Source organism: Microbacterium oleivorans (genome assembly GCF_001691565.1).
Classification (GTDB): domain Bacteria; phylum Actinomycetota; class Actinomycetes; order Actinomycetales; family Microbacteriaceae; genus Microbacterium; species Microbacterium oleivorans_B.
Window position 1 is genome coordinate 377456 of record NZ_MAYO01000003.1, and the last position, 22255, is coordinate 399710.

The window sequence follows — 22255 nt, forward strand, 5'->3', positions numbered from 1 at the left end:
AGCAGGAGATCGGGGCGGTCGTGTCATTCCGTGGTACGACATGACCGCCCCGATGGGCCGTGCTCAGTCCTGCGCGTCGCGCTCCTGAACGGACAGTGCCCGCTCGACGCCTGCAAGATTCTCGTTCACGAGCCGCCGCAGTGCGGCGGGGGCGTCACGATGCTCTGCGAGCCAGCCTCGGGTCGCGTCGCGAAGCGACGCGTCGGCGAGCGGTGCCGGGTACAGGCCCACGATCAGGTACTGGGCGATCTGGTAGGTCCGGGACTCCCAGACCGGCAGGAGCATGTCGAAGTAGGCTCCGACGAACTCCCCGAGTGCGTCGATGCCCGCGGGGTGGACGAATCCGGCAGCGGCCGAACGCACCACGGTGTTCGGAAGATCGTCGCTCTCGATGAGCGATGACCAGGCGGCGCGCTTCGCCTCGACGGTCGGAAGAGCAGCCCGTGCCTGGGCGGCGAACTCTCCGCCCTTCGCCGTGTTGTCAGCAGCCAGTGCCTCATCGACGTCGGCTGCGGTGACGACACCCCCGGCCGCGAGGGAGACGAGCAGAGACCACGAGAGGTCCGCGTCGATCTCGAGACCATCGAGCGTGAGCTCACCGGAGCGCAGCTGCGAGACGATGTCCCACTGGGCGGGCGTCGCCGCGGCGGACGCGAATGCGGTCACGAACTGCAGCTGGCTGTCGCTCCCCGCCTCGGCCCTGCGGGCGAGGTCCCACACACCGTCGGCGACGCGCCGGCGCGCCGTGTCCCGCGCGTCCGGAGCGACGTAGGAGTTCGCGGCGAGCTGCAGCTGCGCGAGCGTCGTGCGCACCGTCGTCGATTCGGTCTCGGTGCCGATGTTCTGCAGCACGAGGTCGATGTATTCGGATGCCGAGGCTTCGGCGTCCCGCGTCTGATCCCACGCGGCGCCCCAGACGAGCGAACGCGCGAGCGGATCGCTGATCTTGCTGAGGTGCGCGGTCGCGGTCCGCAGCGACCGCTCGTCGAGTCGGATCTTGGCGTACGCGAGGTCGCCATCGTTGAGGAGGACGAGGTCGGGCTGCGTGAGGCCGACGAGCTCGGGCACCTCGGTCAGGTCCCCGTCGACGTCGAGCTCGACATGGTGGGTGCGCACGAGCGCCTCACCCTCGAGCGTGTAGAAACCGACACCCAGGCGGTGCGGGCGGATGGTCGGGTAGTCGGCGGGCGCCGTCTGCACGATGGCGAAACGCGTGATGGTGCCGTCGCCGTCGACGCGGATCTCGGGGGCCAGCGTGTTGACGCCGGCCGTCTCGAGCCACTTCTTGGACCAGGTCGTGAGCTCGCGACCGCTCGTGGCCTCGAGCTCGACGAGCAGGTCGCTCAGCTCGGTGTTGCCCCAGGCGTTCTTCCGGAAGTAGGCGGAGACGCCGGCGAAGAATGCTTCGATGCCGACCCAGGCGGCGAGCTGCTTGAGAACGGATCCGCCCTTGGCGTAGGTGATGCCGTCGAAGTTGACCTGCACGTCCTCGAGGTCGTTGATCTCGGCGAAGACGGGGTGGGTGGAGGGGAGCTGGTCCTGGCGGTATGCCCAGGTCTTCTCCATGGCGTTGAATGTCGTCCACGCCTCGGTCCACTCGGTCGCCTCGGCTGTCGCGATCGTCGACGCCCACTCGGCGAACGATTCGTTCAGCCACAGGTCGTTCCACCACTTCATGGTGACGAGGTCGCCGAACCACATGTGGGCCAGCTCGTGCAGGATCGTGACGACGCGACGCTCCTTCACGGCATCCGTCACCTTGGAGCGGAAGACGTAGGCCTCCGTGAAGGTCACGGCGCCCGCGTTCTCCATCGCACCCGCGTTGAACTCGGGCACGAACAGCTGGTCGTACTTCGCGAACGGGTAGGGGACCCCGAACTTGTCCTCGAAGTAGGCGAAGCCCTGGCGCGTCTTCTCGAAGACGTAGTCGGCGTCGAGGTACTGCCACAGGCTCTTGCGGGCGTAGACGCCGAGCGGGATGGTGCGGCCGTCGGCGCTCGTGAGCTCCGAGAACACCTGCTCGTAGGGGCCGGCGACGAGAGCAGTGATGTACGAGGAGATGCGGGGGGTGGGCTCGAACGCCCAGGTCGCCACGCCCTCACCGGCAGGGGTCGGTTCAGGGGTGGGGGAGTTGGAGACGACCTTCCACGCGTCGGGGGCCGTCACCGTGAAGCGGAATGCGGCCTTCAGGTCGGGCTGCTCGAACACAGCGAAGACCCGGCGGGAGTCGGGGACCTCGAACTGCGAGTAGAGGTAGACCTCACCGTCGACGGGGTCGACGAAGCGGTGGAGACCCTCGCCGGTGTTCGTGTACTCGCAGTCCGCGACGACGACGAGCTCGTTCTCGTCGGTCAGCCCGTCGAGTGCGATCCGGGAATCCGCGTAGACCGCACCGGGGTCGAGAGGGCGGCCGTTGAGGGTGATCTCCCGGATGCCGCGGGCGATGAGGTCGACGAAGGTCGAAGCGCCGGCGGTCGCGGCGAAGCGGATGACGCTCCGCGACGCGAAGACCTCGTCACCGGTGGTCAGATCGAGCGTGACGTCGTACGAATGCGTCTCGACGGTCGCGCGGCGCTCCTGCGCTTCGATGCGGGTGAGGTTCTCTCCAGGCACGTTCGTGTCTCCCAGGGGTGAGGGTGGGGTGCCGCGGACGGGCGCTGCTGGCGCCGACGGCAACCGTCACAGCCTACGCCGATGGGTCGCCGGAACGTGGTACCGGCGTCCCTAGAATCGTCACATGCGCATCCACATCGCGACCGATCACGCGGGCATGGAGTTCTCGACCCGTCTGCAGCACCACCTGGCCGAAGCCGGTCACGACGTCGTGGACCACGGCCCGGTCGAGTACGACCCGCTCGACGACTATCCCTCCTTCTGCATCCGAGCGGCACGGGCCGTCGCCGAGGATCAGGCGCGCGGCATACAGACTCTCGGGGTCGTCTTCGGCGGCTCCGGCAACGGTGAGCAGATCGCCGCGAACAAGGTGCGCGGCATCCGGGCGGCCCTCGTCTGGAGCATCGCGACGGCGGAGCTCGCCCGCGAGCACAACGACGCGAACGTCATCGCGATCGGTGCGCGACAGCACACGTTCGACGAGGCCGTCGGCTTCATCGACCGCTTCATCGCGACGCCGTTCTCGGGCGAGGAGCGTCACGCACGGCGCATCGGACAGCTCGCCGCGTACGAGACCGACGGCGCGCTCGAGGCCGACCCGCGCGCAGCGACGCCCGACGTGCTCGACGCGTCGGAGACGTTCGACCCGGAAGCCGGCTGATGCCCGAGGGGCATTCGGTCCACCGCATCGCGCGTCAATTCGACCGTAACTTCGTGGGGCGGCCCGTGTCCGCCTCGAGCCCCCAGGGGCGGTTCGCCGAGGGTGCCGCCGTCCTCGACGGCCGGACGCCCACGCAGGTGCGCGCGGTCGGCAAACAGATGTTCCTCGCCTTCGACGAGGACGTCTGGCTCCGGGTGCATCTCGGCATCTACGGCGCGTGGGACTTCGCGGGGGAGATCCTCCTCGACCCGACGATCGCCTCCGCGAACGGCCGGATGGGGCAGACGAATCAGCGAGGAGTCGACCCCGTCTACGACGACGCCGGTGAGAACTCCCTCGCCTCGATCGGTGCACCCCGGCGCGCTCGCGGCGCCGTACGCATGAGCGAGCAGACGAAGGGGCTGGCAGAGCAGACGGATGCCGAATGGCCTCCGCCCGTCGTCGGACAGGTGCGTCTGCGGCTGCTGACGGAGTCGACGTGCGCGGATCTGCGCGGTCCCACCGCGTGCCAGTTGCAGACGGCCGACGAGATGCTCGCCACCGTCGCAGCGCTCGGGCCCGACCCGCTCGTCGACGACATCGCCGAAGGGGAGGAGCGGTTCGTCGCCGCCGTGCGGCGGAAGCCGACCCCGATCGGGCAGCTGCTGATGGATCAGAAGGTCGTCAGCGGAATCGGCAACGTGTATCGCGCCGAGATGCTGTTCCGCGCGAACCTCAACCCGCACACCCCAGGCCGCGACATTCCCGAAGAGACCCTCCGACTGCTGTGGCAGGACTGGGTGCGCCTTCTGGCGATCGGCGTCGAGACCGGTCAGATGATGACGATGGACGACCTCGACCCGGAGGCCTACCGCCGGGCGTTGGCGAGCCGCGACGATCGGCACTGGGTCTACCACCGGGCGGGGCTGCCGTGCCGGGTCTGCGGGACGGAGATCGTTCTGGAGGAGATGGCCGCACGAAAGCTGTACTGGTGCCCGCGGTGCCAGGCCTGATCGAGGCGGAGGCCTAGGCAGAGTGAGACAGAACCCCAGTTTCGCGATGAGCGACGTGACGGAGATCCGTCGCATCATCGACGCGCACCCGTGGGTCACGATCGTGAGCAGCGCCCAGACGGGTCTCGTCGCGTCGCACTACGCCGTCCTGCTCGATCCGACGCGCGACGACCTGACGATCGTCGGCCACGTCGGGCGTCCCGACGACCTGATCCACGGCCTGGGGGAGTCGGAGCTCCTCGTGGTCGTGCAGGGCCCGCACGGATACATCTCGCCGAGTTGGTACGGCGATGGCGCTGCCGTTCCCACCTGGAACTTCGTCTCCGTCCATCTGCGCGGCGTCCCCGAGATCCTCTCCCCGGAGGAGAACCTCGTCATCCTCGAGGAGCTCGTCGACCGCTTCGAGTCGGGTCTGCCTGAGCCGCGCGGCATGTGGCAGCCGCCCAACGACGACGAGTTTGTGCGGCGGCTCGCGAAGGGCACCGTCGGGTTCCGGCTCACGCCGACGCACGTGACGGCGAAGCGCAAACTCAGCCAGAACCGCCCTGATGACGTCGTCGACACGATCATCGAACGATTGGATGCCGGGGCCGGCCCGTACGCGGATCCCCGCCTCGCCGACGAGATGCGTCGCTCCCGCGATGCCATGCGCCACGCCCGGGAGGCCCGCACATGATCCCCGCGCAGGGTGACGCCGTCAGCGCCGTCACCGGAGTGCGACTGACGGGGGCGGACCGGGTCGATCCCTTCGGCGACGATCCCGTCGACGTCCATCTTCGCGACGGCGTGATCACCGACATCGCTCCCGCAGGCGCTCTTCCGACGCGCGGCGTCGTGGTCGACGGCGAGGGCGGGTGGCTCGTGCCGGGCTTGTGGGACCACCATGTCCACACCGTGCAGTGGGCGCTCACGGCGCAGCGCACTCCGCTCGGTGACGTCACCAGCGCGGGGGAGGCGGCATCCGTCATGGGCCGTGCTCCTGTGCTCGACGACGGTCGCCGCGTGGGTACCGGATTCCGCGACGCCTTCTGGGCCGACGCCCCCAGCCTCGCGCTGCTCGACGCGAGGACGGGCGACGTCCCGACCTACCTCATCAACGCCGACGTCCACAGCGTCTGGCTGAACAGCGCGGCGTTCCGGCGCGAGTCCTTCACCCCCGCACCGGACGGAATCCTCCGCGAGGAGCCCGCGTTCGAGATCTCCCGTCGTCTCAACGACCTGGACACCGCTGTCGTCGACCGGTACGTCCAGGCCGCCCTCGACCGCGCGGCGTCCCGCGGCGTCACCGGCATCGTCGACCTCGACATGGCCTGGAACGCGGATGCCTGGGCTCGGCGCCTCGCCGCCGGTTTCGACGGCATGAGGGTGTCCTTCGGTGTGTATCCCGATCTGCTCGACCGGGCGATCGCCGAGGGCCTCGCGACGGGTGACGCGCTCGACCCCCGTGGGCTGGTCCGCGTCGGATCCCTGAAGGTCATCACCGACGGCTCGCTCGGCACCCGCACCGCGGCGTGCTCGCACCCGTACCCCGGCGATCCGCACAACACGGGCGTCATGACGGTCGCCCCGGATGAGCTCCGCGCTCTCATGGTCCGCGCCACCGGATCCGGACTGTCATGCGCGATCCACGCGATCGGCGACGTCGCCAACTCGCACGCACTCGATGCCTTCGCCGCCTCCGGTGCGACGGGCACGATCGAGCACGCGCAGCTCGTCGCGCACGCCGACATCCCCCGGTTCGCCCGCCTGGGCGTGGGAGCGAGCGTCCAGCCCGAACACGCGGTCGACGACCGGGACCTGACCGACTCGGTGTGGGCCGCGCAGACCGCTCTGCCCTACCCGCTCCGCTCGCTCGCCGACACCGGCGCCAACCTCCTGTTCGGATCGGATGCCCCCGTGTCGCCGCTCGATCCCTGGGCGGCGATGGCCGCCGCCGTGCACCGCACCCGCGGTGGACGCGAGCCGTGGCGGCCGGATCAGGGGGTCACGGCGGCGACCGCGCTCGCGGCATCCACCTCCGGCGGCTCGGCGACCGGGAGCGGGCTCGAACCCGGGGGAGTCGCGGACCTCGTCGTGATCGACCGCGATCCGCTCACCGCGTCCGACGAAGCCCTCCGCGCGACGCGCGTCGCCGCGACGATCCTCGGCGGTCGTCTGACCCACATCGCCCTGTGAGGAGAGCGATGACCATCTCAACGCTCGCCAGCGTCATCGCACTGCCCGACGCCGCGCCCTCCATCTCGGACTCCGCGTTCGTGGCAGCCGGTGCCCGCCTGGTGGGAGCCGTGGCCCTGGGAGAGCTCTCGAGCGTCTGGTACAACGCGGTGCTGCGTGGGGACAGCGCTCCGATCGCCATCGGCGCGCGCAGCAATGTCCAGGACGGCGTCGCGATCCACGTCGACGCGGCGCACGGCGTCGACATCGGAGAGGACGTCTCGATCGGGCACAACGCCGTCGTGCACGGCTGCCGCATCGGCGACGGCACGCTCATCGGCATGGGCGCCGTCGTGCTCTCCGGAGCCGTCATCGGATCCGGTTGCCTCATCGCGGGTGGCGCTGTCGTCCTCGAGGGCATGGTGATCCCCGACGGCTCTCTCGTCGCCGGTGTCCCCGCGAAGGTCCGGCGCGAGCTGGCCGCCGAGGAGCGAGCGGGCATCCTCCGTAACGCCGAGGTGTACCTCTCGCATGCGGAGCGGCACGGCACGGTCACTCGATCGATGCACTCCCCGCCTTCAGCGGCGCCATAGCGCGACTCATCTAGGCTTCGTCCGTGCCCGGCCGTCCTGTCCTCCCTCTCTGGCTCGCGCTCCCCGTGGCGGTCGCCGGTGGTGCCGTGCTCGACCTCGCCTATCCCGACATCGGCATCTGGCCCCTCGCCTTCGTCGGAGCCGCTCTGACGCTCCTCACCCTCATCGGTCGGTCGGCCTGGGGTGCCGTAGCCGTCGGCGCTGTGTTCGCGGCATCCTTCTACCTTCTTCACATCGCGTGGATCACCCGCTACCTCGGCCCGGTGCCGTGGTTCGCCCTCGCGGGGGTTGAGACCGCCCTCAGCGCCGTCGGGGCGATCGCCATCACCCTGGCCTACCGGTGGCTCCCGCGGGTGCTGCCGGCCCGCTGGGCCCGCGTGACGCTTCTTCCGGCGCTGGTCGCGGCCGCGTGGACGGCGCGGGAGCAGTTCATGGGTTCGTGGCCGTACACCGGCTTCCCCTGGGCACGGTTGGGCATGAGCCAGTCAGACGGACCTCTCGCCGAGCTCGCGTCGTGGCTGGGCGTCAGCGGCCTCACCTTCGCCATGGCCTTCGCGGTCGCCGCAGCCATCGAAGCCGTTCGACTCCGATTCTGGCGTCACGTGCGGCTCGCGGTCCCCGCCGTCGCCGCTGCAGCCCTGCTGGTTCTCATCCCGCAGTTCCCGACAACGGATGCCGGAACGATGCGCGTCGGTGCGGTGCAGGGCAACGGCCCGTCGGGCTACTTCGACAAACGGAACGCGTACGACGTGTACCGGGCGCAGCTCGCGGCGACCGAGCCCCTCATCGGCGAGGACCTCGATGTGCTGCTGTGGCCGGAGGGCGGTGTCGATTCGGATCCGCTGAACGACGAGTCCATGGCGAAGGCCCTGGATGAGCTCTCCAGAAAGGTCGACGCGCCACTCATCATCAATGCGGCGACCGAGCGCGACACCAAGGTCTACAACTCGTCGATGCTCTGGCAGGCGGGCGCGAAGAACCCGGTGGCGATCCACGACAAGACCCACCCGGTCCCGATGGGGGAGTACGTCCCGGACCGCTGGTTCTTCGAAGCCCTGGCGCCGGACCTGATCGGTCTCATCCAGCGCGAGTACACGCCCGGGACGAATCCGCCGTACTTCGACGTCAACGGCGTCGGCGTCGGGCTGGCCATCTGCTTCGACGTCATCTACGACGACGTCATCTGGCAGGGCGCGCACGACGGTGCGGAGGTCTATATGTTCCAGACCAACAATGCCGACTTCCGGGGGACCGACGAGAACGTCCAGCAACTCGGCTTCGCGCGCATGCGCGCGATCGAGACCGGCCGATCCGTGGTCAACATCTCCACGGTGGGGACCAGTCAGGTCATCGGGCCCGATGGCTCGGTCATCGACGGACTTCCGGCGGATACCGCGGGCGCGCTCCTGGTGGACGTTCCGCTCCGTACCGGTCTGACGGCCGCGGTCGTCATCGGCCCCATCGTTCAGTGGGTGCTGGGGTGGTCCGCCGTTCCCGCGCTCGTGCTGCTCGGATTGCTCATCCGCAGGCGCACGAAAGCGGCGCCGTCCGCGAAGGACGACGCCGCTGAAGTGCGCAGGCGCACGAAAGCGGCGCCGTCCGCGAAGGACGACGCCGCTGAAGTGTGAGTGTCAGGCGCTCAGCTTGCCGGAGTTCTCGCCGCGTCGGGACCGCAGAAGCGCCAGTCGCTCCTCGAGCAGTTCTTCGAGCTCGGGGATGGTGCGACGCTCCATGAGCATGTCCCAGTGGGTGCGAGCGGCCTTGTCACCGGAGTGATCCACGACGGCGACGGTGTCGCCGATGCGGCGGAGCGCTTCGGCTCCGCAGGTCCGGCATTCCCAGGCCTCAGGGACCTCCGCGTCTGCAGCGAACGTGAGAACGGTTTCCCGCTCGCACTGCGTGCAGACGTAGGTGTGGTTGGTGCGCTCTACGAATACGACGCCTTCTTCGCTCTGTAGGCTCGAAGCGCCGAGACGCATGCCGCGAAGGCTGCGATCTGCCATTGTGTGGTCCTCTCGTCGTCCTCAGGTATAACGAACCCACCTGTGCGGATCATCCGAGAAGACCTCAATCGATGTGCTATTCACAGCCGATCTCCAGGACCGGCGACTATAGAAAGCGTGCCCTCTCTGCGACGCCGAGATCAGGCCGATCCGTGACGATGCCGTCCACACCGAGTTCGAGCAGACGCCGCATGTCGCGGGGATCGTTCACGGTCCACACGTGCACCTCCACTCCGACCGAGTGGGCGACGTCGAGAAGGCGCCGAGAGAGCACGCGTATCCCTCGTTGTCGTTCCGGGATCTGAAGCGCCTGGATGCCGGCGAGGCGTCGTGCGGCGACTCGGGGGAGGCGTGCGGTCAGAGCGGCCAGGACGAGAGCGGTCGTCGCCGAGCCGGCGGAGGTCGCCGGCTCGCCGCCACGGTCCCGCGCGGCACGAAGCGCGATCTCGCGGCGCCGGTCCGAGAAGCTCGTGAGAAGCACGCGGTGAGCTTCGCGCGCCACGAGTTCGCCGACGGGCTCCGCCGCGGCATCCGCTTTCACATCGAGGTTGAAGCGTGCGTCCGGGAAGGCGCGGAGGACATCGGGGAGGATCGCCAGTCCGCCCCGCGTCGACATGATGTCGGCGAGTTCACGTGTACGGACGGCGGCGACCGGGCGAGGATCGCCCGCAACGCGGCGGAGGTCGTCATCGTGGAAGAGGACGACGTCGCCGTCCGCGGTCAGGTGGCAGTCCGACTCGAGGTATACGGTGCCCGTCGAACGACCGGCGGCCAGCGCCGCGACCGAGTTCTCCGCGATGTTCTCGGAATCGTGCGGCACGAAGCCTCGGTGAGCCAGGATGCGCGGGGTCGACTCACCGAGGAACCACGGGTGGGTCATGAGGTGGGGGGTGTTCCGTCCGCCGGTCCTGCGGTCTTCTTATCGGCGCCGCCGAACGCGGTGCTGAAGGAGTTCAGCGCGTTCGTGAATTCGCTCGGGATGATCCAGAGCTTGTTGGAGGAGCTCTCGCTGATCTTCGGCAAGGTCTGCAGGTACTGGTAGGCGAGCAGCTTCTCGTCGGGATCGCCCTTATGGATTGCGTCGAAGACGTACTGGATCGCCTGCGCCTCGCCCTCGGCGCGGAGGACGGCGGCGGTCTTGTCTCCCTCGGCTCGCAGGATCTCGGCTTGGCGCCGCCCCTCCGCCTCGAGGATCTGCGACTGCTTGGAGCCCTCCGCGGTGAGGATCGCCGCGCGGCGATCGCGCTCCGCGCGCATCTGCTTCTCCATGGAGTCCTGGATGGACACCGGCGGGTCGATCGCCTTCAGCTCCACGCGGGATACCCGGATTCCCCACTTGCCCGTCGCCTCGTCGAGGACGACGCGCAGCTGCGTGTTGATGTTGTCCCGGCTTGTCAGCGCCTCTTCGAGGTTCAAGCCACCGACCACGTTACGGAGCGTGGTCGTCGTGAGCTGCTCGACAGCGCCCAGGTAGTTGTTGATCTCGTAGGTCGCGGCGCGTGCATCCGTGACCTGGAAGTAGACGACCGTGTCGATGGAGACGACGAGGTTGTCCTCGGTGATGACGGGCTGCGGCGGGAAGGACACGACCTGCTCGCGCATGTCGACGAGCGGCAGCAGCCGGTCGACGAACGGGATCAGGAGGTTCAGGCCCGGGGAGAGGGTCCGCTGGTACCGCCCGAGCCGCTCCACGACACCGGAGTAGGCCTGCGGGATGATGCGAATGGACCGGAACAGGACGACGACGACGAAGATCGCGACGACGACGAGCAGGACGACGACGAAGATCTGGCCGACGAAGCCGCCCACGTCGACTCTGGCGGGGAGGATCATGCGGGATTCCCTTCTTCCGGCGCAACCACGACGGTCGCGCCGCGAACGGCGGTGACGATGACGCGTTGACCGGGGTCGACGGACGCCGCGGCATCGGTCAACCGCGCGGTCCAGGTCTCGCCGTTGTCGAGCTTGACCGAGCCGTCGCCGTCGATGAAGGCGGAGACGACGCGCGCGGACATTCCGGTCAGCGCATCGACGTTGGTCGGGATGTGCTGACTGGAGCGATGCAGTGCTCGCAGCAGAAGCGGTCGGATCGTGAAGAGCAGCAGACCCGAGACAGCCGCCGCGGCGAGGATCTGCAGCCACCAGACACCGCCCACGATGTTGACGCCCAGGCCTCCGATGAGAGTGCCCGAAGCCAGCATGAGGAACGTGAACTCGAGGGTCAGGAGTTCGATGATGACGAACAGGACCGCGAGCACCAGCCATCCGATCCACAGGTACTGGATGAGATCCGGGAACATCGACGGCTCCTTCGGTGGGCGTGTCCTCGCACACTACCAACCACCTCCGTCGCTCAGGCCCGCCGCGCCGGATTGATAGGCTCGACGGCGCACCATCCGCCTCGCGCACCCGCCGAGTACTTCGCAGGAGAGCCCCATGTCGCAGCCCGTTCCCGCCGCATCCCTGACCGGCAAGACCGCCCTCGTCACCGGGTCGTCCCGAGGGATCGGTGCCGACACTGCGCGCTACCTGGCGCAGGCGGGGGCGAACGTCGTCATCAACTTCCGCAACAAAGCCCCCCGCGCCGAGAAGCTGGCCGCCGAGCTCCGCGAGCTCGGAGTCGAGGTCCTGACCGTGGGCGCGGATCTCACCGACCCGGCATCCGTATCGGAGATGTTCTCGACGATCGCAGAGCGTTTCGGCTCGCTCGACATCCTGGTCTTGAACGCCTCGGGGGGCATGGAGGGCGGCATGGCCGAGGACTACGCCCTCACGCTGAACCGCGACGCACAGGTGGGCGCGCTCGAGGCGGCCCTCCCGCTGATCCCCGCCGGTGGCCGCGTCGTCTTCGTCACGAGCCACCAGGCGCACTTCATCCACACGACGCCGACGATGCCCGAGTACGAGCCTGTCGCGCGCTCGAAGCGCGCCGGCGAGGACGCGCTCCGGGAGCGGATCCCGGCGCTCACCGAGAAGGGCATCGAGTTCGTGGTGGTCTCCGGCGACATGATCGAGGGCACCATCACCGCGACGCTGCTCGAGCGCGCCAACCCGGGCGCTATCGCCGAGCGCCGGGAGAGCGCAGGCAAGCTCTACAACGTGTCGGAGTTCGCCGCCGAGGTTGCGCGCGCAGCCGTTGAACCCGTCCCGGCCGACAACACCCGCCTCATCGGCGACACCGCGTCGTTCGGAGCGTGAGCGACGACCCTGGGATCAGACCCCCGGGCTGAGCAGCACCACGACGAGGAACAAGACGGGCACGCAGCCGATCGTCGTCAGGAACACCGTGTCACGCGCGATCGTCTGCCCGACCGTGTACCGCTGGGCGTAGTTGAAGACGTTCTGTGCCGTGGGAAGCGCGGCCAGGACCGTCACGACGAGGACCTCGGCGGGGGAGAGGCCGAAGGCGAACCGCGACAGAAGCCATGCCGCCAATGGCATGAGCACGAGCTTCAACGTCGTCGCGAGCAGGATGTCACGGCGGCGGCCTGGTGTTCCGAGCACGCGCTGCCCGTTGAGCGAGATGCCGTAGCTGATCAGCAGCACCGGTACGGCGGCCCCCGCGACCAACTCCAGCGGATCGATGACGACCGGGGGGAGCGGGATGCCGGTGGCCGACACGATCGTGCCGAGGACGGAGCCGACCACGATGGGGTTGGAGATGGTCCGACGCAGAATCGGCCACGGCCGTCGCCGTCCGTCCGTCGTGAGCGCTTCGAAGACGGCCATGACGATGGGGGTCAGGACGAGGAGCTGGAACAGGATGACGGGGGCCGGGTAAGCCGCACTCCCGAGGAGATAGAGCGACAGCGGGATGCCGATGTTGTTGGAGTTCACCTGACCCGCGGACAGCACACCGATGAGCACCTCACCCGCGGGTCTGCGCCAGACGAACCTCGAGACGACGCCGAAGACGGCGAAAACCGTCACGGCGGCCAGCGCCGAGACCGGAAGGAGTGCGGAGAAGAGGGTCCCGACGTCGGCCTGGGCGAGTACGACGAAGAGGAGGAAGGGGCTGAGGACGAAGAACGTCAATCGGCTGAGGACCTGAGAACCGGTCGGGCCGAGAAGGTCTATGCGTCCGATGATCCACCCGACGAGGATGGCGACTCCGATCACGACGAATCCGGTCAGCACCTCGAGCACGACTCGAGCCTACGTCCCGACATCTCTTGTCGGACAACCTGCGAGGATATATCGTTTTTCGATAGATCCACATCGAAGGGCAATCATGAGTCGCACCACGATCGTCACCCTGCGCGCCGCGATCGCGTTGTCCCTGTCCGGCTCGTTGGCGATCCAGGTCCTCATCCTGCCCGCTGTCTGGCGCGACCTCTCGGGCGCTGCACCGGCCTGGCGGATCACCTCGGTAGCCATCGTCGGGCTGTGGCTGGCCTGTCTGCAGGTCGTCGCGATCTGCATCTGGAGGCTCGTGTCGATGGCCGCCGATGACGCCGTCTTCTCCGTGGGTGCATTCCGCTTCGTGAACGTCGTGATCGCGGCGATCTCGGTCGCGGCGATCCTCACTGCGGGGTTTGCGACACTCCTGGTACCGGGCGAGGTGGCGCCGGGGGTCGTCGGGATCATCTACGGGGCGGCACTGGCCACCGGAGGAGTGGCACTCGTCGTCGTGGTGATGAAGTCGCTCCTTCGCAAGGCCATCGAGATGCGATCCGAACTTGACGAGGTGGTCTGATGCCCATCGTCGTCGACATCGACGTCATGCTCGCGCGTCGGAAGATGGCCGTGGGCGACCTGGCTGCTCGCATCGGAATCACGCCCGCGAACCTCGCGGTGCTGAAGAACGGGCGCGCGAAAGCGGTGCGCTTCACGACCCTGGACGCCCTGTGCGAGGTGTTGGAGTGCCAACCCGGCGACCTGCTGCGCTGGGAGCCCGCCGAGGATGCCGATGGCTGACGCGCGACGCGTGGCCGTCGGCATCCGAGTCCTCACAGCGGTGGTGGCGATTCTCATCGCCGGGGCCATGACTGCTGTCGCAGTGTCGACGAGCGAGGAAGGTGGGGACACGACGGTTCTCGTGGGGACGCTGGACTCGCCTCAGATCCTGGCCGTCCTCATCCTGCTGGGCTTCATCGACCTCGCCGTCCTCGCCTTCAGCCTGCGAGCGACGAGGATCGCGGGGCGCGCGGCCGTGATCGGGGCGAGGGTCGTCGCAACCGGAGCGGTGGTCGTCGCCGGCGCGGGTGTGTTCCTGGCGACGTTCCCGACCACCGTCGTGTCACCCCTCATCGATGATGACGGATGCGACACCGGCTACATCATCCGCGAGGAGAACCATTGGCTGTCGAGCTCAAGCTCGCTGTACCGCATGGACGGTCTCGTTGCGACGCGGGTGGCCGCGATCTCGAACGCGGATGGCGGGACGCCGTTCCAGGATGGCGCGTACGGCGTTTCGGAGGCGGACGGGAGTCTCCGGGTCTCGACGACCACGGCGGGCGATGGCGTGGCCGTGCCTGAGTTGACGGGGCGCGTGCCGGAGTGTGGGAAGACGCGTCCGACGTTCCAGGCGGACCGTCCGACGCCGACGCCGACTGCGCCGACACCGGTCAGTCTGGAACGCGCCGAAGCGGAGCTGGAACGCATGTACGCGGCGACACTCGCTACGGTTCCCGGAGCCGTCGGCACGGACGGCCGCGCCGTGGCGTCGTCCGCGCCCACGCGGACGACGTGCGATCGCGGCGCCTCGCAATCGGTGCTGACGTTCGCGTTGACGACAGAGGACAACGCGACGTCACTGACGAAGATCCTTGCGGCGTGGGATGCCGCCGGTTACGAGATCGATCGTGCGATCCAGACGGACGTCCGATTCGATCCAGTCACGACGGTCACCCTCCGTATCGCCGACCGTTCGACGATCGACGAGACGATCCACGGCGAGATCACCACAGGATGTCTCGCAGATAGATAAGACATCCGATAATGCACATTATGTCAACTCGACCGGCGTTCATGTGCGGGAACACTCCCCATCGAAGTCGGGATACCCGTTGCGATGAGCCGGGTCGACGCCGCAGTCGGAGACGGGGACGTCCTCGTTCCGGCGAGGTGTCCGGCAGCTAGAGTGCGAGCGGCAACCGCGTCGTGGACAGGCCGACGTCGCCGAGGAACCGCTCGAACGCGAGCGTCGCCATACCGATCGCCACCGAGCTGCCCCGCACCGTCGACACCCCGAGGTCTACGGGCGCCGTCGCGCCCACCGGTGCTCGCCGCTGAAGCTCGAGCTTGGTCGGCTCGACCAGGTCGTCGCCCAACGTCCACGCGGTCCAGCCGGTGAGCATCAGGACTTCGGGGTCGATGATCGCCGCCAGGTCACCGAGCGCGACGCCCAGGTAATGAGCGGTCCGTGCCAGCACGTCGTCGACGACAGGATCTCCCCCCGGTTGCCGGTGCGCGCTCGCAAGGCCATCGATGAACTCGCGCTGCGGGACGACGGCCAGCGCATGATCCGGTGCGATCTCGCGGAGGGTCACTTGGATGCCGGGCGCACCGACGTACGCCTCGACGCACCCCTGTCGGCCGCACCGGCAGGTCCGACCGTCGAGGACGAGGACGGCGTGCCCCCACTCCCCTGCGCTGTGCGTCGCGCCGCGGAGGATCTTGCCCTCCAGGACGATGCCGGCACCGACGCCCGTACCGAGGTTGGCGATCACCATGGACGCGGCCGTCCGTCCGCGGCCGAACCAGAGTTCCGCCGTCGCGATCGCCTTCAGGGGGTTCTCCACGACGAGCGGCAGGCCGATGCGCTCGCGCAGTTGTCGGAGCACTTCCACGTTCCGGGCGGCCCAGCGCGGCGCCACGGCATCCGCTGATTCCTCAGCGCTGATGAGACCGGGCAGAGCGATTCCGGCGCCGAGGACCCGCTCACGTTCGATCGCCGTCTCGCGCAACGCGGTGTCAACGGCCCGAACGATGCTCTCGGTCACACTCGTCGCCGACGGCAGGCTCTCGTCCATCGGCACCTCGACGGATCCGACCTCCTCGAGGCTGGCATCGAAGACGATCGCGCGTACGTACGTCTCGGCGACGTCGATACCGAGAATCCGGCCGCGTTCCCCATTGACGCGAAGCATCGTGGTCGGCCTTCCGGCCCCGAGCGCGGAGCTTCCGGCATCCACCACCAGGCCCTCACCGCGCAGTTCCTGAATGATCGTCGCCACCGTGGCGACGCTCAGCCCGGTCGTCTGGGCGAGCTCGTTGCGGGTCGACGTGCCCGCAGACAACAACCCGTGGAGAACGTCCAGCCGCGACTCGCTGCGGATGTCCCGCGACGACCTCTTACCGACCACAGCGTCCTCTCTTCTGCGTCCGCGTCATCACGCGCGAGCGCATGCCTGAATACTGCCAGACGGAGCACAGTTTGATATCGGGGGTAGACCACTCCTTCTTTTAACCATTAGATTAAGGGCGATCGGTGCGACGGCGGACCGATCGGACACCCGTATCGCCGTCACCATCCCGCAGAGAGGCGAGAAGGATGACATCCCAGAAGCGACGCAAGCTCGCAGTCACAGCAGCACTCCTCAGCGCATCCGCGCTGTTGATCTCCGGATGCTCGAGCGGCGCGGGCGGCGGTGCAGACGGCCCGATCACGCAGTTCTACCACCAGTACGGTGAAGACGGCGTCCAGGACGCCGTCAACCGCTGGGCCGACGACTACAAGGACGCCAAGATCGACCTGCAGTGGGTCGAGGGTGACTACGCCCAGCGCGTCAACGCCCTCCTCGCCTCGGGCCGCGGCGTCGACCTGTTCGAATACAACGCGATCAACGTCGAGGCAGCCCGACAGGGTCAGTACGCAGATATGACGGACATCGTCGAGCCTGTCAAGGACGACATCCTCCCGATCGCCCTCAAGCCCGTCACGATCGACGGCAAGTACTACGGCATCCCGATGATCACCGATGCGCAGCTCTTCGTCTACCGGCCCTCCATGTTCAAGGAGGCCGGCGTCGAGGTCCCCAAGACGTGGGACGAGCTCGTCGAGGCAGCCAAGAAGCTCACGAACGCCGACCACAAGGGCCTGTTCCTCGGCAACGACGGTGGCGCGGGCATCCTCGCCGCCAACCTGCCGCCGGCGGCCCCCGGCGGCATCATCAACGACGAGAACACCAAGGTCTCGCTCGACTCGCCGCAGCTCGCCGATGCCCTGACCTCGGCGCACGACCTCTACGACTCGGGCTCGCTCCTGATGGGTGCACCGACCGACTGGTGGGACCCGACGTCCTTCATCGCCGGCGATGTCGCGATCAGCTGGCAGGGTCTGTGGGCCATCCCCGCCCTCAAGAAGGCGCTCGGCGACGACGTCGGCGCGTTCGCGGTCCCGGCGCTCGAAGGCGGACAGCCCATCGTCGGCGTCTCGCAGTGGAACGAGATGGTGGCCGGTAAGTCGGGCAAGATCGAGAAGGCGAAGGAGATCGCCAAGAAGCAGTGGATCGACGACACCGACTGGCAGATCGAGTTCAGCACCAAGTACGGATTCCACATCCCGCCGCTGAAGTCCGCGCGCGAGCAGGCCAAGAGCCTCGGTGACGGCATCGCGAAGGACATCGTCGACCTGACCACCGAATACGGCTGGACCGGCGGTCCCTACTACACGCCCGCAATGAGCACCGCGCTCACCGACGCCGTCAACCGCATCGTCGTCGAAGGCGCGGACGCGAAGTCCGAGCTGGCGGCGGCTCAGACCACGATGCAGGGCATGCTGGACGCACTCCAGTGACTCAGCTCAACACTCCGGTGGCCCGGGTCTCAGACCCGGGCCACCGGCCCACTCCCCCGCCGTCCGTGCCGAGGCGCCGGCGTCCGATCCGAGGCACCCGCCGTGCCTTCTGGCTCTTCGTCAGCCCGTTCTTCATCGGCTTGCTGATCTTCAGCATCATCGCGCTGTTCTGGGGCTTCTATCTCAGCTTCACGCGCGCCGTCGCGACCATCACGCCCACCGACTTCGTCGGATTCGACAACTACGTCTCGCTGCTGACCGACCCGAGCTTCCTGTCGTCGCTCCTGTCGTTCACCGTGTTCGCGATCCTCGTCGTGCCGACCACCCTCGTGGTCTCGCTGGCTTTGGCGATGCTGGTGGCGAACCTCCCCGTGGCGCGTGCCTTCTTCCGCTCCGTCTTCTTCCTGCCGACCGCGTTCTCGTACGTCATCGCGTCCCTGATCTGGAAGCTCGGCATCTTCAGCGGATCGACGTCGTCGGTCGCCAACTCGGTGCTCTCGTCGCTCGGTCTCCCCACCGTGGACGCCTGGCTGACCCAGTCGCCCTACTACTGGGTCGTCATCGTGAGCGTCCGCCTGTGGCTCCAGGTCGGCTTCTACATGCTGCTGTTCATCGCGGGACTCCAGCGGATCCCCGAAACCTTGTACGAGGCGGCTGCGATCGACGGCCTGTCACGAGGTCCGCGGCGATTCTTCGCGATCACCTGGCCCCAGCTCCGTCCCACGACGGCGGCCGTGATGCTCCTCCTTCTGGTGGCGGCCTTCCAGGCGTTCGACGAGTTCTACAACCTCGTGCGAACGATCCCCTCGGTCCGCCCGCCACTTCTCTACATCTACAACCTCTCGTTCCAGCAACTCGACTACGGAAAGGGCTCCGCGGGCGCGTTCGTCGTCACGGCGATCGTCGTACTCGTCGCCCTCGTGCAGTCGCGCTTCTTCGGATTCGGTGCCGCTGACGAGACGAAGGCTCCGCGCCGCGGCGCCCGGAAGGGACGTGCCTCATGAGTGTCGTCGGAAACCCCGTACGAAAGCGCGTCGAGTTGACGCTGCGCTACGCCGTGCTCATCGTCCTCGCTCTCCTGTTCCTCCTGCCGCTGTACGTCATGATCAAGACGGCGGTCTCACAGCCGGAAGATGTCACCTCGAAGACCTTCGTGTGGTGGCCCTCGGACCCCAACTGGGGCAAGTTCGCCGAGATCTTCGCCGACGAACGGTTCGGCCAGTCACTCATGACCTCGGCGATCATGGCCGTCTCGATGACCGTGGGCCAGATCGTCATCGGCGCCCTCGCCGGGTACGGGCTCGCCCGCATCCCGAACCGGGCCTCGAAGCCGCTCCTGGCGCTGACGGTGACGATGCTCCTCATCCCGAGCGCCACGACGTTCCTGCCGAACTACCTGATCGTCTCGTGGCTGGGATGGACCGAGAGCTTGCAGGGCATCGTCATCCCGACGCTCTTCACGGCGTTCAACGTCTTCCTCTTCCGGCAGTTCTTCATCTCGTTCCCCAAGGAACTGGAAGAGGCGGGAAAGCTCGACGGACTCGGGTACATCGGCACCTTCGTGCGGGTCGTCCTCCCCAACTCGCTCGCCTTCGCCGCAGCGCTGACGGTGCTCGGTTTCCTCGGCGCCTGGAACGCGTTCCTCTGGCCGCTCGTGGTGGCGGGCACCGGCTTCGGCGCGCTCACGGTGCAGGTCTACCTGTCGTCGTTCATCACGGCGCAGACCTTCGACTACACCGGGCTGTTCGCCGCCGGGTTCCTCGCCTCCATTCCCGTCCTGCTCGTCTTCATCCTGCTGCAGCGGTGGCTGCTGCGCGGTGTCGCGGAGACCGGCCTCGGGGGCTCCTGAGCCCCGCTCGGGTCTGTGACCTGTGACGACCATGACCCGAACGCGATCCTCGAGTGAGATCCGTGATGCCTCGCGCCGCGAGGTCGTCCGCGCTCTCGTGGTGGGCGGCACGGCGACCAGGACGGACCTGGCCCGCTCAACCGGGCTGAGTGCCGCGACCGTCTCGAACCTCGTGTCCGAACTGCGCGAGGCCGGCTTGATCGCGGATGCCGGAACCGACAACGCGGGGACCGGCAGGCCCACGACGGTCCTCCGCATCGACGGGGAGGGGGGATCCTTCCTCGGGATCGACGTGGCGGAGACCTACATCCGGGCGGTCGTCTTCAATGCCGCCCTCACCGAGATCGGGGCGGCGGATGTCGACGTCGACGAAGCCTGGTCGTCCGTCGACCGGGTCGCCGATGCACTGCTGAGCGCGGTGGATCAGGCACTCGACCGGGGCGGCAGGGACCGCGACGAGATCCTCGGCGTGGGCCTCGGTCTGCCGGGGATCGTGACGAGGGAACCTTGGGGCGCGGCATCCCCCCACGGGTGGGCGTCTCACATCCGCGAGCTCGAGGAGCGCGTACGGCCGCACCTGCCGACCCCCGTGGTCACGGCCAACCCGTTGCAGGCCGTCGGGCACTCGGAGATCTGGTTCGGCACGGCACGGGGCCGGTCGAGCGCGGTCGTCGTCAACCTCGGGACGGGTGTCGGTGCGGGCATCATCGTCGAGGGACGCGTTCTGCGGGGTGCAACCAGCACCGCCGGGGAATGGGGACACACGGTGCTCGAACTCGACGGGCGGACCTGTCGCTGCGGCCGCAGCGGATGCGTCGAAGCGTACGTCGGGGTCCCCGGCATCCGTCACACGCTCGAGGAGGTGGATGCCGAGCACGACCTGCTCCGTCTTCATCAGCGGGACTTCGTACACGGCCTTCGGGATGCGGTCGACGACCCGGCCGTCGTCGAGACGCTCGCTCGTACGGCGCGATATCTCGGGATCGCGCTGTCCGACATCGTCGCCGTCTTGAACCCGGAGGTGCTCACGCTCACCGGCTGGACCGCGTGGGCCCTGGGACACGCCCTGCTGCCGGACACCCGCGCCGCCCTCGCCGAGCGCGCGCCCGAGTTGACAGCGGCTCGCCTGGATCTCGGCGTCTCGCCGGTGCGGGTCAACAGCGTCGCCACCGGCATGGCCGTCCTCGCATTCGAGAACCACCTCGACTCACGCGCTCTCGCTCGTCGTACGCGGCCTCGGACGGCGCCGATCGTCTCGGTGAATCCCCTCCCGCCTCCTCCTCTTCCGCAGACTCCGCAGCCGATCGCCGGCTGATCACCCACCGACAGGAGCCTCATGGTCCTCGCGCGCCCCGAACGCCCACCCATGGGATGGAACAGCTGGGATTGCTTCGGCACGACGGTGACCGAGGCCGAGGTGCTCGCCAATGCCCACTTCATGGCGGAGCATCTGCGCGACGCCGGGTGGGACACCATCGTCATCGATGCGGATTGGGCCGACCCCGACGCGCGCTCGCACGGCTACAACGCGGATGCGCGCCTGCACCTGGACCTTCACGGTCGGCTCCTGCCCGATCCCGCTCGTTTCCCGTCGGCGGCGGGAGGCGCGGGGTTCGCGCCGCTTGCCGACCGCATCCATGCGCTGGGCCTCCGATTCGGGCTGCACGTCATGCGCGGCATCCCCCGTCGCGCACTCTCCGAGGGGATGAATCTCCTCGGGACCGCCACGCCGTTGTCCGCCATCGCCGACGCCGCGAACGACTGCGAGTGGAATCCCCACTTCGTCGGCATCGACCACGGGCACCCGGATGCGGGGGCGTACTACCGCTCGACCGTCGCCCTGTACGACTCGTGGGGAGTCGACCTGATCAAGGCAGACGACATGCTGTGGCCCTACCAGCAACGCGACATCGCGGCGTACAGCGACGCGGTGGCGGGCGCCGAACGGGACATCGTCCTGAGCCTGTCCCCTGGCCGAGACCTGTCGGCCGCGCACCTCGACCATCTCGCCGCGCACGCGAGCATGTGGCGGATCTGCGACGACGTCTGGGACCGGTGGGAGGACGTCGTCGACAACCTCGGCCGGATGGCGCGATGGGCGCCCGACGCGCGCCGCGGCGCCTGGCCCGATGCGGACATGCTCCCGCTCGGGCGCATCGGGATCCGCGCCGAACGCGGCGAACCGCGCGACGACGCCCTCACCGCCGCCGAGCGGCAGAGCCTGCTGGCGCTCTGGACGATCGCGCGTTCACCACTCATGTTCGGTGGGGACCTTCCGAGCACCGACCCGGAGACGATCGCGCTGCTGCGGAACCCCGCTCTCGTGGACCTGCTGACCCGCGCGGACGCGAGCGGCGAGATCCGTCGCGAGCGCGGACTGGTCCTGTGGCGCGCGACGGGCGCGGGCACGACGTGGGTGGCCGCCGTGAACACGACCGAGGACGATCTCACGACGACGCTGGACGTGCGAGATCTCGGCCTGGGCGCCGAACGTGGTCGCATCGTCGACGTCTGGACGGGCCAGACGATCGCGACGCGACCAGGACGGACCGGTTCCGAGACGGTTCGCGGGGTCGCGCCCGACTCCCGCGCCGTCGATCTCTCCCTCCCGCCGCACGCCAGCGTCTTCTGGCGCCACGACGGCTGAGCG

22 protein-coding genes are annotated in these 22255 nt (G+C 68.3%); 15 read left to right on the forward strand and 7 right to left on the reverse strand.

The features are described from left to right. Nucleotides 1–63: 63 nt before the first annotated feature. Nucleotides 64–2613 (reverse strand): aminopeptidase N, encoded by a 2550-nt coding sequence (gene pepN, locus BBA86_RS04605; protein ID WP_065570494.1) that lies wholly within the window; start codon nucleotides 2611–2613, stop codon nucleotides 64–66. Nucleotides 2614–2737: 124 nt separating this feature from the next. Between pepN and BBA86_RS04610 the strand changes: the two genes are divergently transcribed. The 6 genes from BBA86_RS04610 to lnt are packed head-to-tail and all read left to right on the forward strand — an operon-like array spanning nucleotide 2738 to nucleotide 8641. Beyond that, nucleotides 2738–3274, forward strand: coding sequence for a ribose-5-phosphate isomerase (locus tag BBA86_RS04610; RefSeq protein ID WP_065570495.1), 537 nt, complete (start codon nucleotides 2738–2740; stop codon nucleotides 3272–3274). Beyond that, nucleotides 3274–4266: an Fpg/Nei family DNA glycosylase gene (locus BBA86_RS04615; protein ID WP_065570496.1), complete on the forward strand. Its 993-nt coding sequence runs from the start codon at nucleotides 3274–3276 to the stop codon at nucleotides 4264–4266. The genes BBA86_RS04610 and BBA86_RS04615 overlap by 1 nt, the downstream gene beginning before the upstream one ends. Before the next feature lie 22 nt (nucleotides 4267–4288). After that, nucleotides 4289–4942, forward strand: a complete 654-nt coding sequence (locus BBA86_RS04620) for an FMN-binding negative transcriptional regulator (protein ID WP_189318420.1) — start codon at nucleotides 4289–4291, stop codon at nucleotides 4940–4942. Beyond that, on the forward strand, nucleotides 4939–6441 hold the full coding sequence (locus tag BBA86_RS04625) for an amidohydrolase (RefSeq protein ID WP_065570498.1): 1503 nt from the start codon (nucleotides 4939–4941) through the stop codon (nucleotides 6439–6441). The genes BBA86_RS04620 and BBA86_RS04625 overlap by 4 nt, the downstream gene beginning before the upstream one ends. Nucleotides 6442–6449: 8 nt before the next feature. Continuing rightward, nucleotides 6450–7013: a gamma carbonic anhydrase family protein gene (locus tag BBA86_RS04630; RefSeq protein WP_065570499.1), complete on the forward strand. Its 564-nt coding sequence runs from the start codon at nucleotides 6450–6452 to the stop codon at nucleotides 7011–7013. 23 nt (nucleotides 7014–7036) lie between these two features. Beyond that, a complete protein-coding gene (gene lnt / locus BBA86_RS04635) occupies nucleotides 7037–8641 on the forward strand; it encodes an apolipoprotein N-acyltransferase (protein WP_065570500.1) in 1605 nt (534 codons plus the stop codon). A gap of 3 nt (nucleotides 8642–8644) precedes the next feature. On the opposite strand, the gene BBA86_RS04640 is transcribed toward lnt, so the two are convergent. The 4 genes from BBA86_RS04640 to BBA86_RS04655 form a co-directional block, all read right to left on the reverse strand. Beyond that, nucleotides 8645–9016: an RNA polymerase-binding protein RbpA gene (locus BBA86_RS04640; RefSeq protein ID WP_018187978.1), complete on the reverse strand. Its 372-nt coding sequence runs from the start codon at nucleotides 9014–9016 to the stop codon at nucleotides 8645–8647. 106 nt (nucleotides 9017–9122) lie between these two features. Next, a complete protein-coding gene (locus BBA86_RS04645; protein ID WP_065570501.1) occupies nucleotides 9123–9896 on the reverse strand; it encodes a glycerophosphodiester phosphodiesterase family protein in 774 nt (257 codons plus the stop codon). After that, nucleotides 9893–10849, reverse strand: coding sequence for an SPFH domain-containing protein (locus tag BBA86_RS04650; protein ID WP_065570502.1), 957 nt, complete (start codon nucleotides 10847–10849; stop codon nucleotides 9893–9895). Before BBA86_RS04650 ends, BBA86_RS04645 begins: the two co-directional genes overlap by 4 nt. Further along, nucleotides 10846–11316: an NfeD family protein gene (locus BBA86_RS04655; protein ID WP_065570503.1), complete on the reverse strand. Its 471-nt coding sequence runs from the start codon at nucleotides 11314–11316 to the stop codon at nucleotides 10846–10848. The genes BBA86_RS04650 and BBA86_RS04655 overlap by 4 nt, the downstream gene beginning before the upstream one ends. Before the next feature lie 136 nt (nucleotides 11317–11452). Between BBA86_RS04655 and BBA86_RS04660 the strand changes: the two genes are divergently transcribed. Next, nucleotides 11453–12214: an SDR family oxidoreductase gene (locus BBA86_RS04660; protein WP_065570504.1), complete on the forward strand. Its 762-nt coding sequence runs from the start codon at nucleotides 11453–11455 to the stop codon at nucleotides 12212–12214. A 15-nt stretch (nucleotides 12215–12229) separates the two neighbouring features. Here the strand turns inward: BBA86_RS04660 and BBA86_RS04665 are convergent, their stop codons facing one another. Next, nucleotides 12230–13162 carry an AEC family transporter gene (locus BBA86_RS04665; RefSeq protein ID WP_065570505.1) on the reverse strand — a complete coding sequence of 311 codons (933 nt, stop codon included), beginning with the start codon at nucleotides 13160–13162 and terminating at the stop codon, nucleotides 12230–12232. 85 nt (nucleotides 13163–13247) lie between these two features. Here BBA86_RS04665 and BBA86_RS04670 point away from each other — a divergent pair, with 85 nt between their 5' ends. Genes BBA86_RS04670 through BBA86_RS04680 form a run of 3 tightly spaced genes read left to right on the forward strand, consistent with a single transcriptional unit; the run spans nucleotide 13248 to nucleotide 14945 of the window. After that, nucleotides 13248–13712 carry a DUF2975 domain-containing protein gene (locus tag BBA86_RS04670; RefSeq protein ID WP_065570506.1) on the forward strand — a complete coding sequence of 155 codons (465 nt, stop codon included), beginning with the start codon at nucleotides 13248–13250 and terminating at the stop codon, nucleotides 13710–13712. Next, on the forward strand, nucleotides 13712–13933 hold the full coding sequence (locus BBA86_RS04675; protein WP_065570507.1) for a helix-turn-helix domain-containing protein: 222 nt from the start codon (nucleotides 13712–13714) through the stop codon (nucleotides 13931–13933). The genes BBA86_RS04670 and BBA86_RS04675 overlap by 1 nt, the downstream gene beginning before the upstream one ends. Beyond that, entirely contained in the window at nucleotides 13926–14945 is a 1020-nt protein-coding gene (locus tag BBA86_RS04680; RefSeq protein ID WP_065570508.1) for a hypothetical protein, read from the forward strand. The genes BBA86_RS04675 and BBA86_RS04680 overlap by 8 nt, the downstream gene beginning before the upstream one ends. 148 nt (nucleotides 14946–15093) lie before the next feature. Here the strand turns inward: BBA86_RS04680 and BBA86_RS04685 are convergent, their stop codons facing one another. Then, nucleotides 15094–16323: an ROK family protein gene (locus BBA86_RS04685; protein WP_065570509.1), complete on the reverse strand. Its 1230-nt coding sequence runs from the start codon at nucleotides 16321–16323 to the stop codon at nucleotides 15094–15096. Between the two features lie 188 nt (nucleotides 16324–16511). Here BBA86_RS04685 and BBA86_RS04690 point away from each other — a divergent pair, with 188 nt between their 5' ends. The 5 genes from BBA86_RS04690 to BBA86_RS04710 all read left to right on the forward strand — a co-directional run bounded on the left by BBA86_RS04690 (nucleotide 16512) and on the right by BBA86_RS04710 (nucleotide 22252). Then, nucleotides 16512–17756, forward strand: coding sequence for an ABC transporter substrate-binding protein (locus tag BBA86_RS04690; RefSeq protein ID WP_065570510.1), 1245 nt, complete (start codon nucleotides 16512–16514; stop codon nucleotides 17754–17756). A 65-nt stretch (nucleotides 17757–17821) separates the two neighbouring features. Next, the gene (locus BBA86_RS04695) at nucleotides 17822–18760 is read left to right on the forward strand and encodes a carbohydrate ABC transporter permease (protein WP_189318421.1); all 939 of its coding nucleotides are present in this window, start codon (nucleotides 17822–17824) and stop codon (nucleotides 18758–18760) included. Further along, nucleotides 18757–19605: a carbohydrate ABC transporter permease gene (locus BBA86_RS04700; protein ID WP_065570511.1), complete on the forward strand. Its 849-nt coding sequence runs from the start codon at nucleotides 18757–18759 to the stop codon at nucleotides 19603–19605. Before BBA86_RS04695 ends, BBA86_RS04700 begins: the two co-directional genes overlap by 4 nt. A gap of 31 nt (nucleotides 19606–19636) precedes the next feature. Continuing rightward, a complete protein-coding gene (locus BBA86_RS04705; protein ID WP_065570512.1) occupies nucleotides 19637–20920 on the forward strand; it encodes an ROK family transcriptional regulator in 1284 nt (427 codons plus the stop codon). Between the two features lie 21 nt (nucleotides 20921–20941). Continuing rightward, a complete protein-coding gene (locus BBA86_RS04710; RefSeq protein WP_065570513.1) occupies nucleotides 20942–22252 on the forward strand; it encodes a glycoside hydrolase family 27 protein in 1311 nt (436 codons plus the stop codon). Nucleotides 22253–22255 lie beyond the last annotated feature (3 nt).

Coding starts and splice junctions, on each gene's coding strand:
- BBA86_RS04610 (WP_065570495.1), top strand. CDS start 2,738: ATGCGCATCCACATCGCGACCGATCACGCGGGCATGGAGTTCTCGACC.
- BBA86_RS04615 (WP_065570496.1), top strand. CDS start 3,274: ATGCCCGAGGGGCATTCGGTCCACCGCATCGCGCGTCAATTCGACCGT.
- BBA86_RS04625 (WP_065570498.1), top strand. CDS start 4,939: ATGATCCCCGCGCAGGGTGACGCCGTCAGCGCCGTCACCGGAGTGCGA.
- BBA86_RS04630 (WP_065570499.1), top strand. CDS start 6,450: ATGACCATCTCAACGCTCGCCAGCGTCATCGCACTGCCCGACGCCGCG.
- BBA86_RS04640 (WP_018187978.1), bottom strand. CDS start 9,016: ATGGCAGATCGCAGCCTTCGCGGCATGCGTCTCGGCGCTTCGAGCCTA.
- BBA86_RS04645 (WP_065570501.1), bottom strand. CDS start 9,896: ATGACCCACCCGTGGTTCCTCGGTGAGTCGACCCCGCGCATCCTGGCT.
- BBA86_RS04650 (WP_065570502.1), bottom strand. CDS start 10,849: ATGATCCTCCCCGCCAGAGTCGACGTGGGCGGCTTCGTCGGCCAGATC.
- BBA86_RS04655 (WP_065570503.1), bottom strand. CDS start 11,316: ATGTTCCCGGATCTCATCCAGTACCTGTGGATCGGATGGCTGGTGCTC.
- BBA86_RS04660 (WP_065570504.1), top strand. CDS start 11,453: ATGTCGCAGCCCGTTCCCGCCGCATCCCTGACCGGCAAGACCGCCCTC.
- BBA86_RS04670 (WP_065570506.1), top strand. CDS start 13,248: ATGAGTCGCACCACGATCGTCACCCTGCGCGCCGCGATCGCGTTGTCC.
- BBA86_RS04675 (WP_065570507.1), top strand. CDS start 13,712: ATGCCCATCGTCGTCGACATCGACGTCATGCTCGCGCGTCGGAAGATG.
- BBA86_RS04680 (WP_065570508.1), top strand. CDS start 13,926: ATGGCTGACGCGCGACGCGTGGCCGTCGGCATCCGAGTCCTCACAGCG.
- BBA86_RS04690 (WP_065570510.1), top strand. CDS start 16,512: ATGACATCCCAGAAGCGACGCAAGCTCGCAGTCACAGCAGCACTCCTC.
- BBA86_RS04700 (WP_065570511.1), top strand. CDS start 18,757: ATGAGTGTCGTCGGAAACCCCGTACGAAAGCGCGTCGAGTTGACGCTG.
- BBA86_RS04705 (WP_065570512.1), top strand. CDS start 19,637: ATGACCCGAACGCGATCCTCGAGTGAGATCCGTGATGCCTCGCGCCGC.
- BBA86_RS04710 (WP_065570513.1), top strand. CDS start 20,942: ATGGTCCTCGCGCGCCCCGAACGCCCACCCATGGGATGGAACAGCTGG.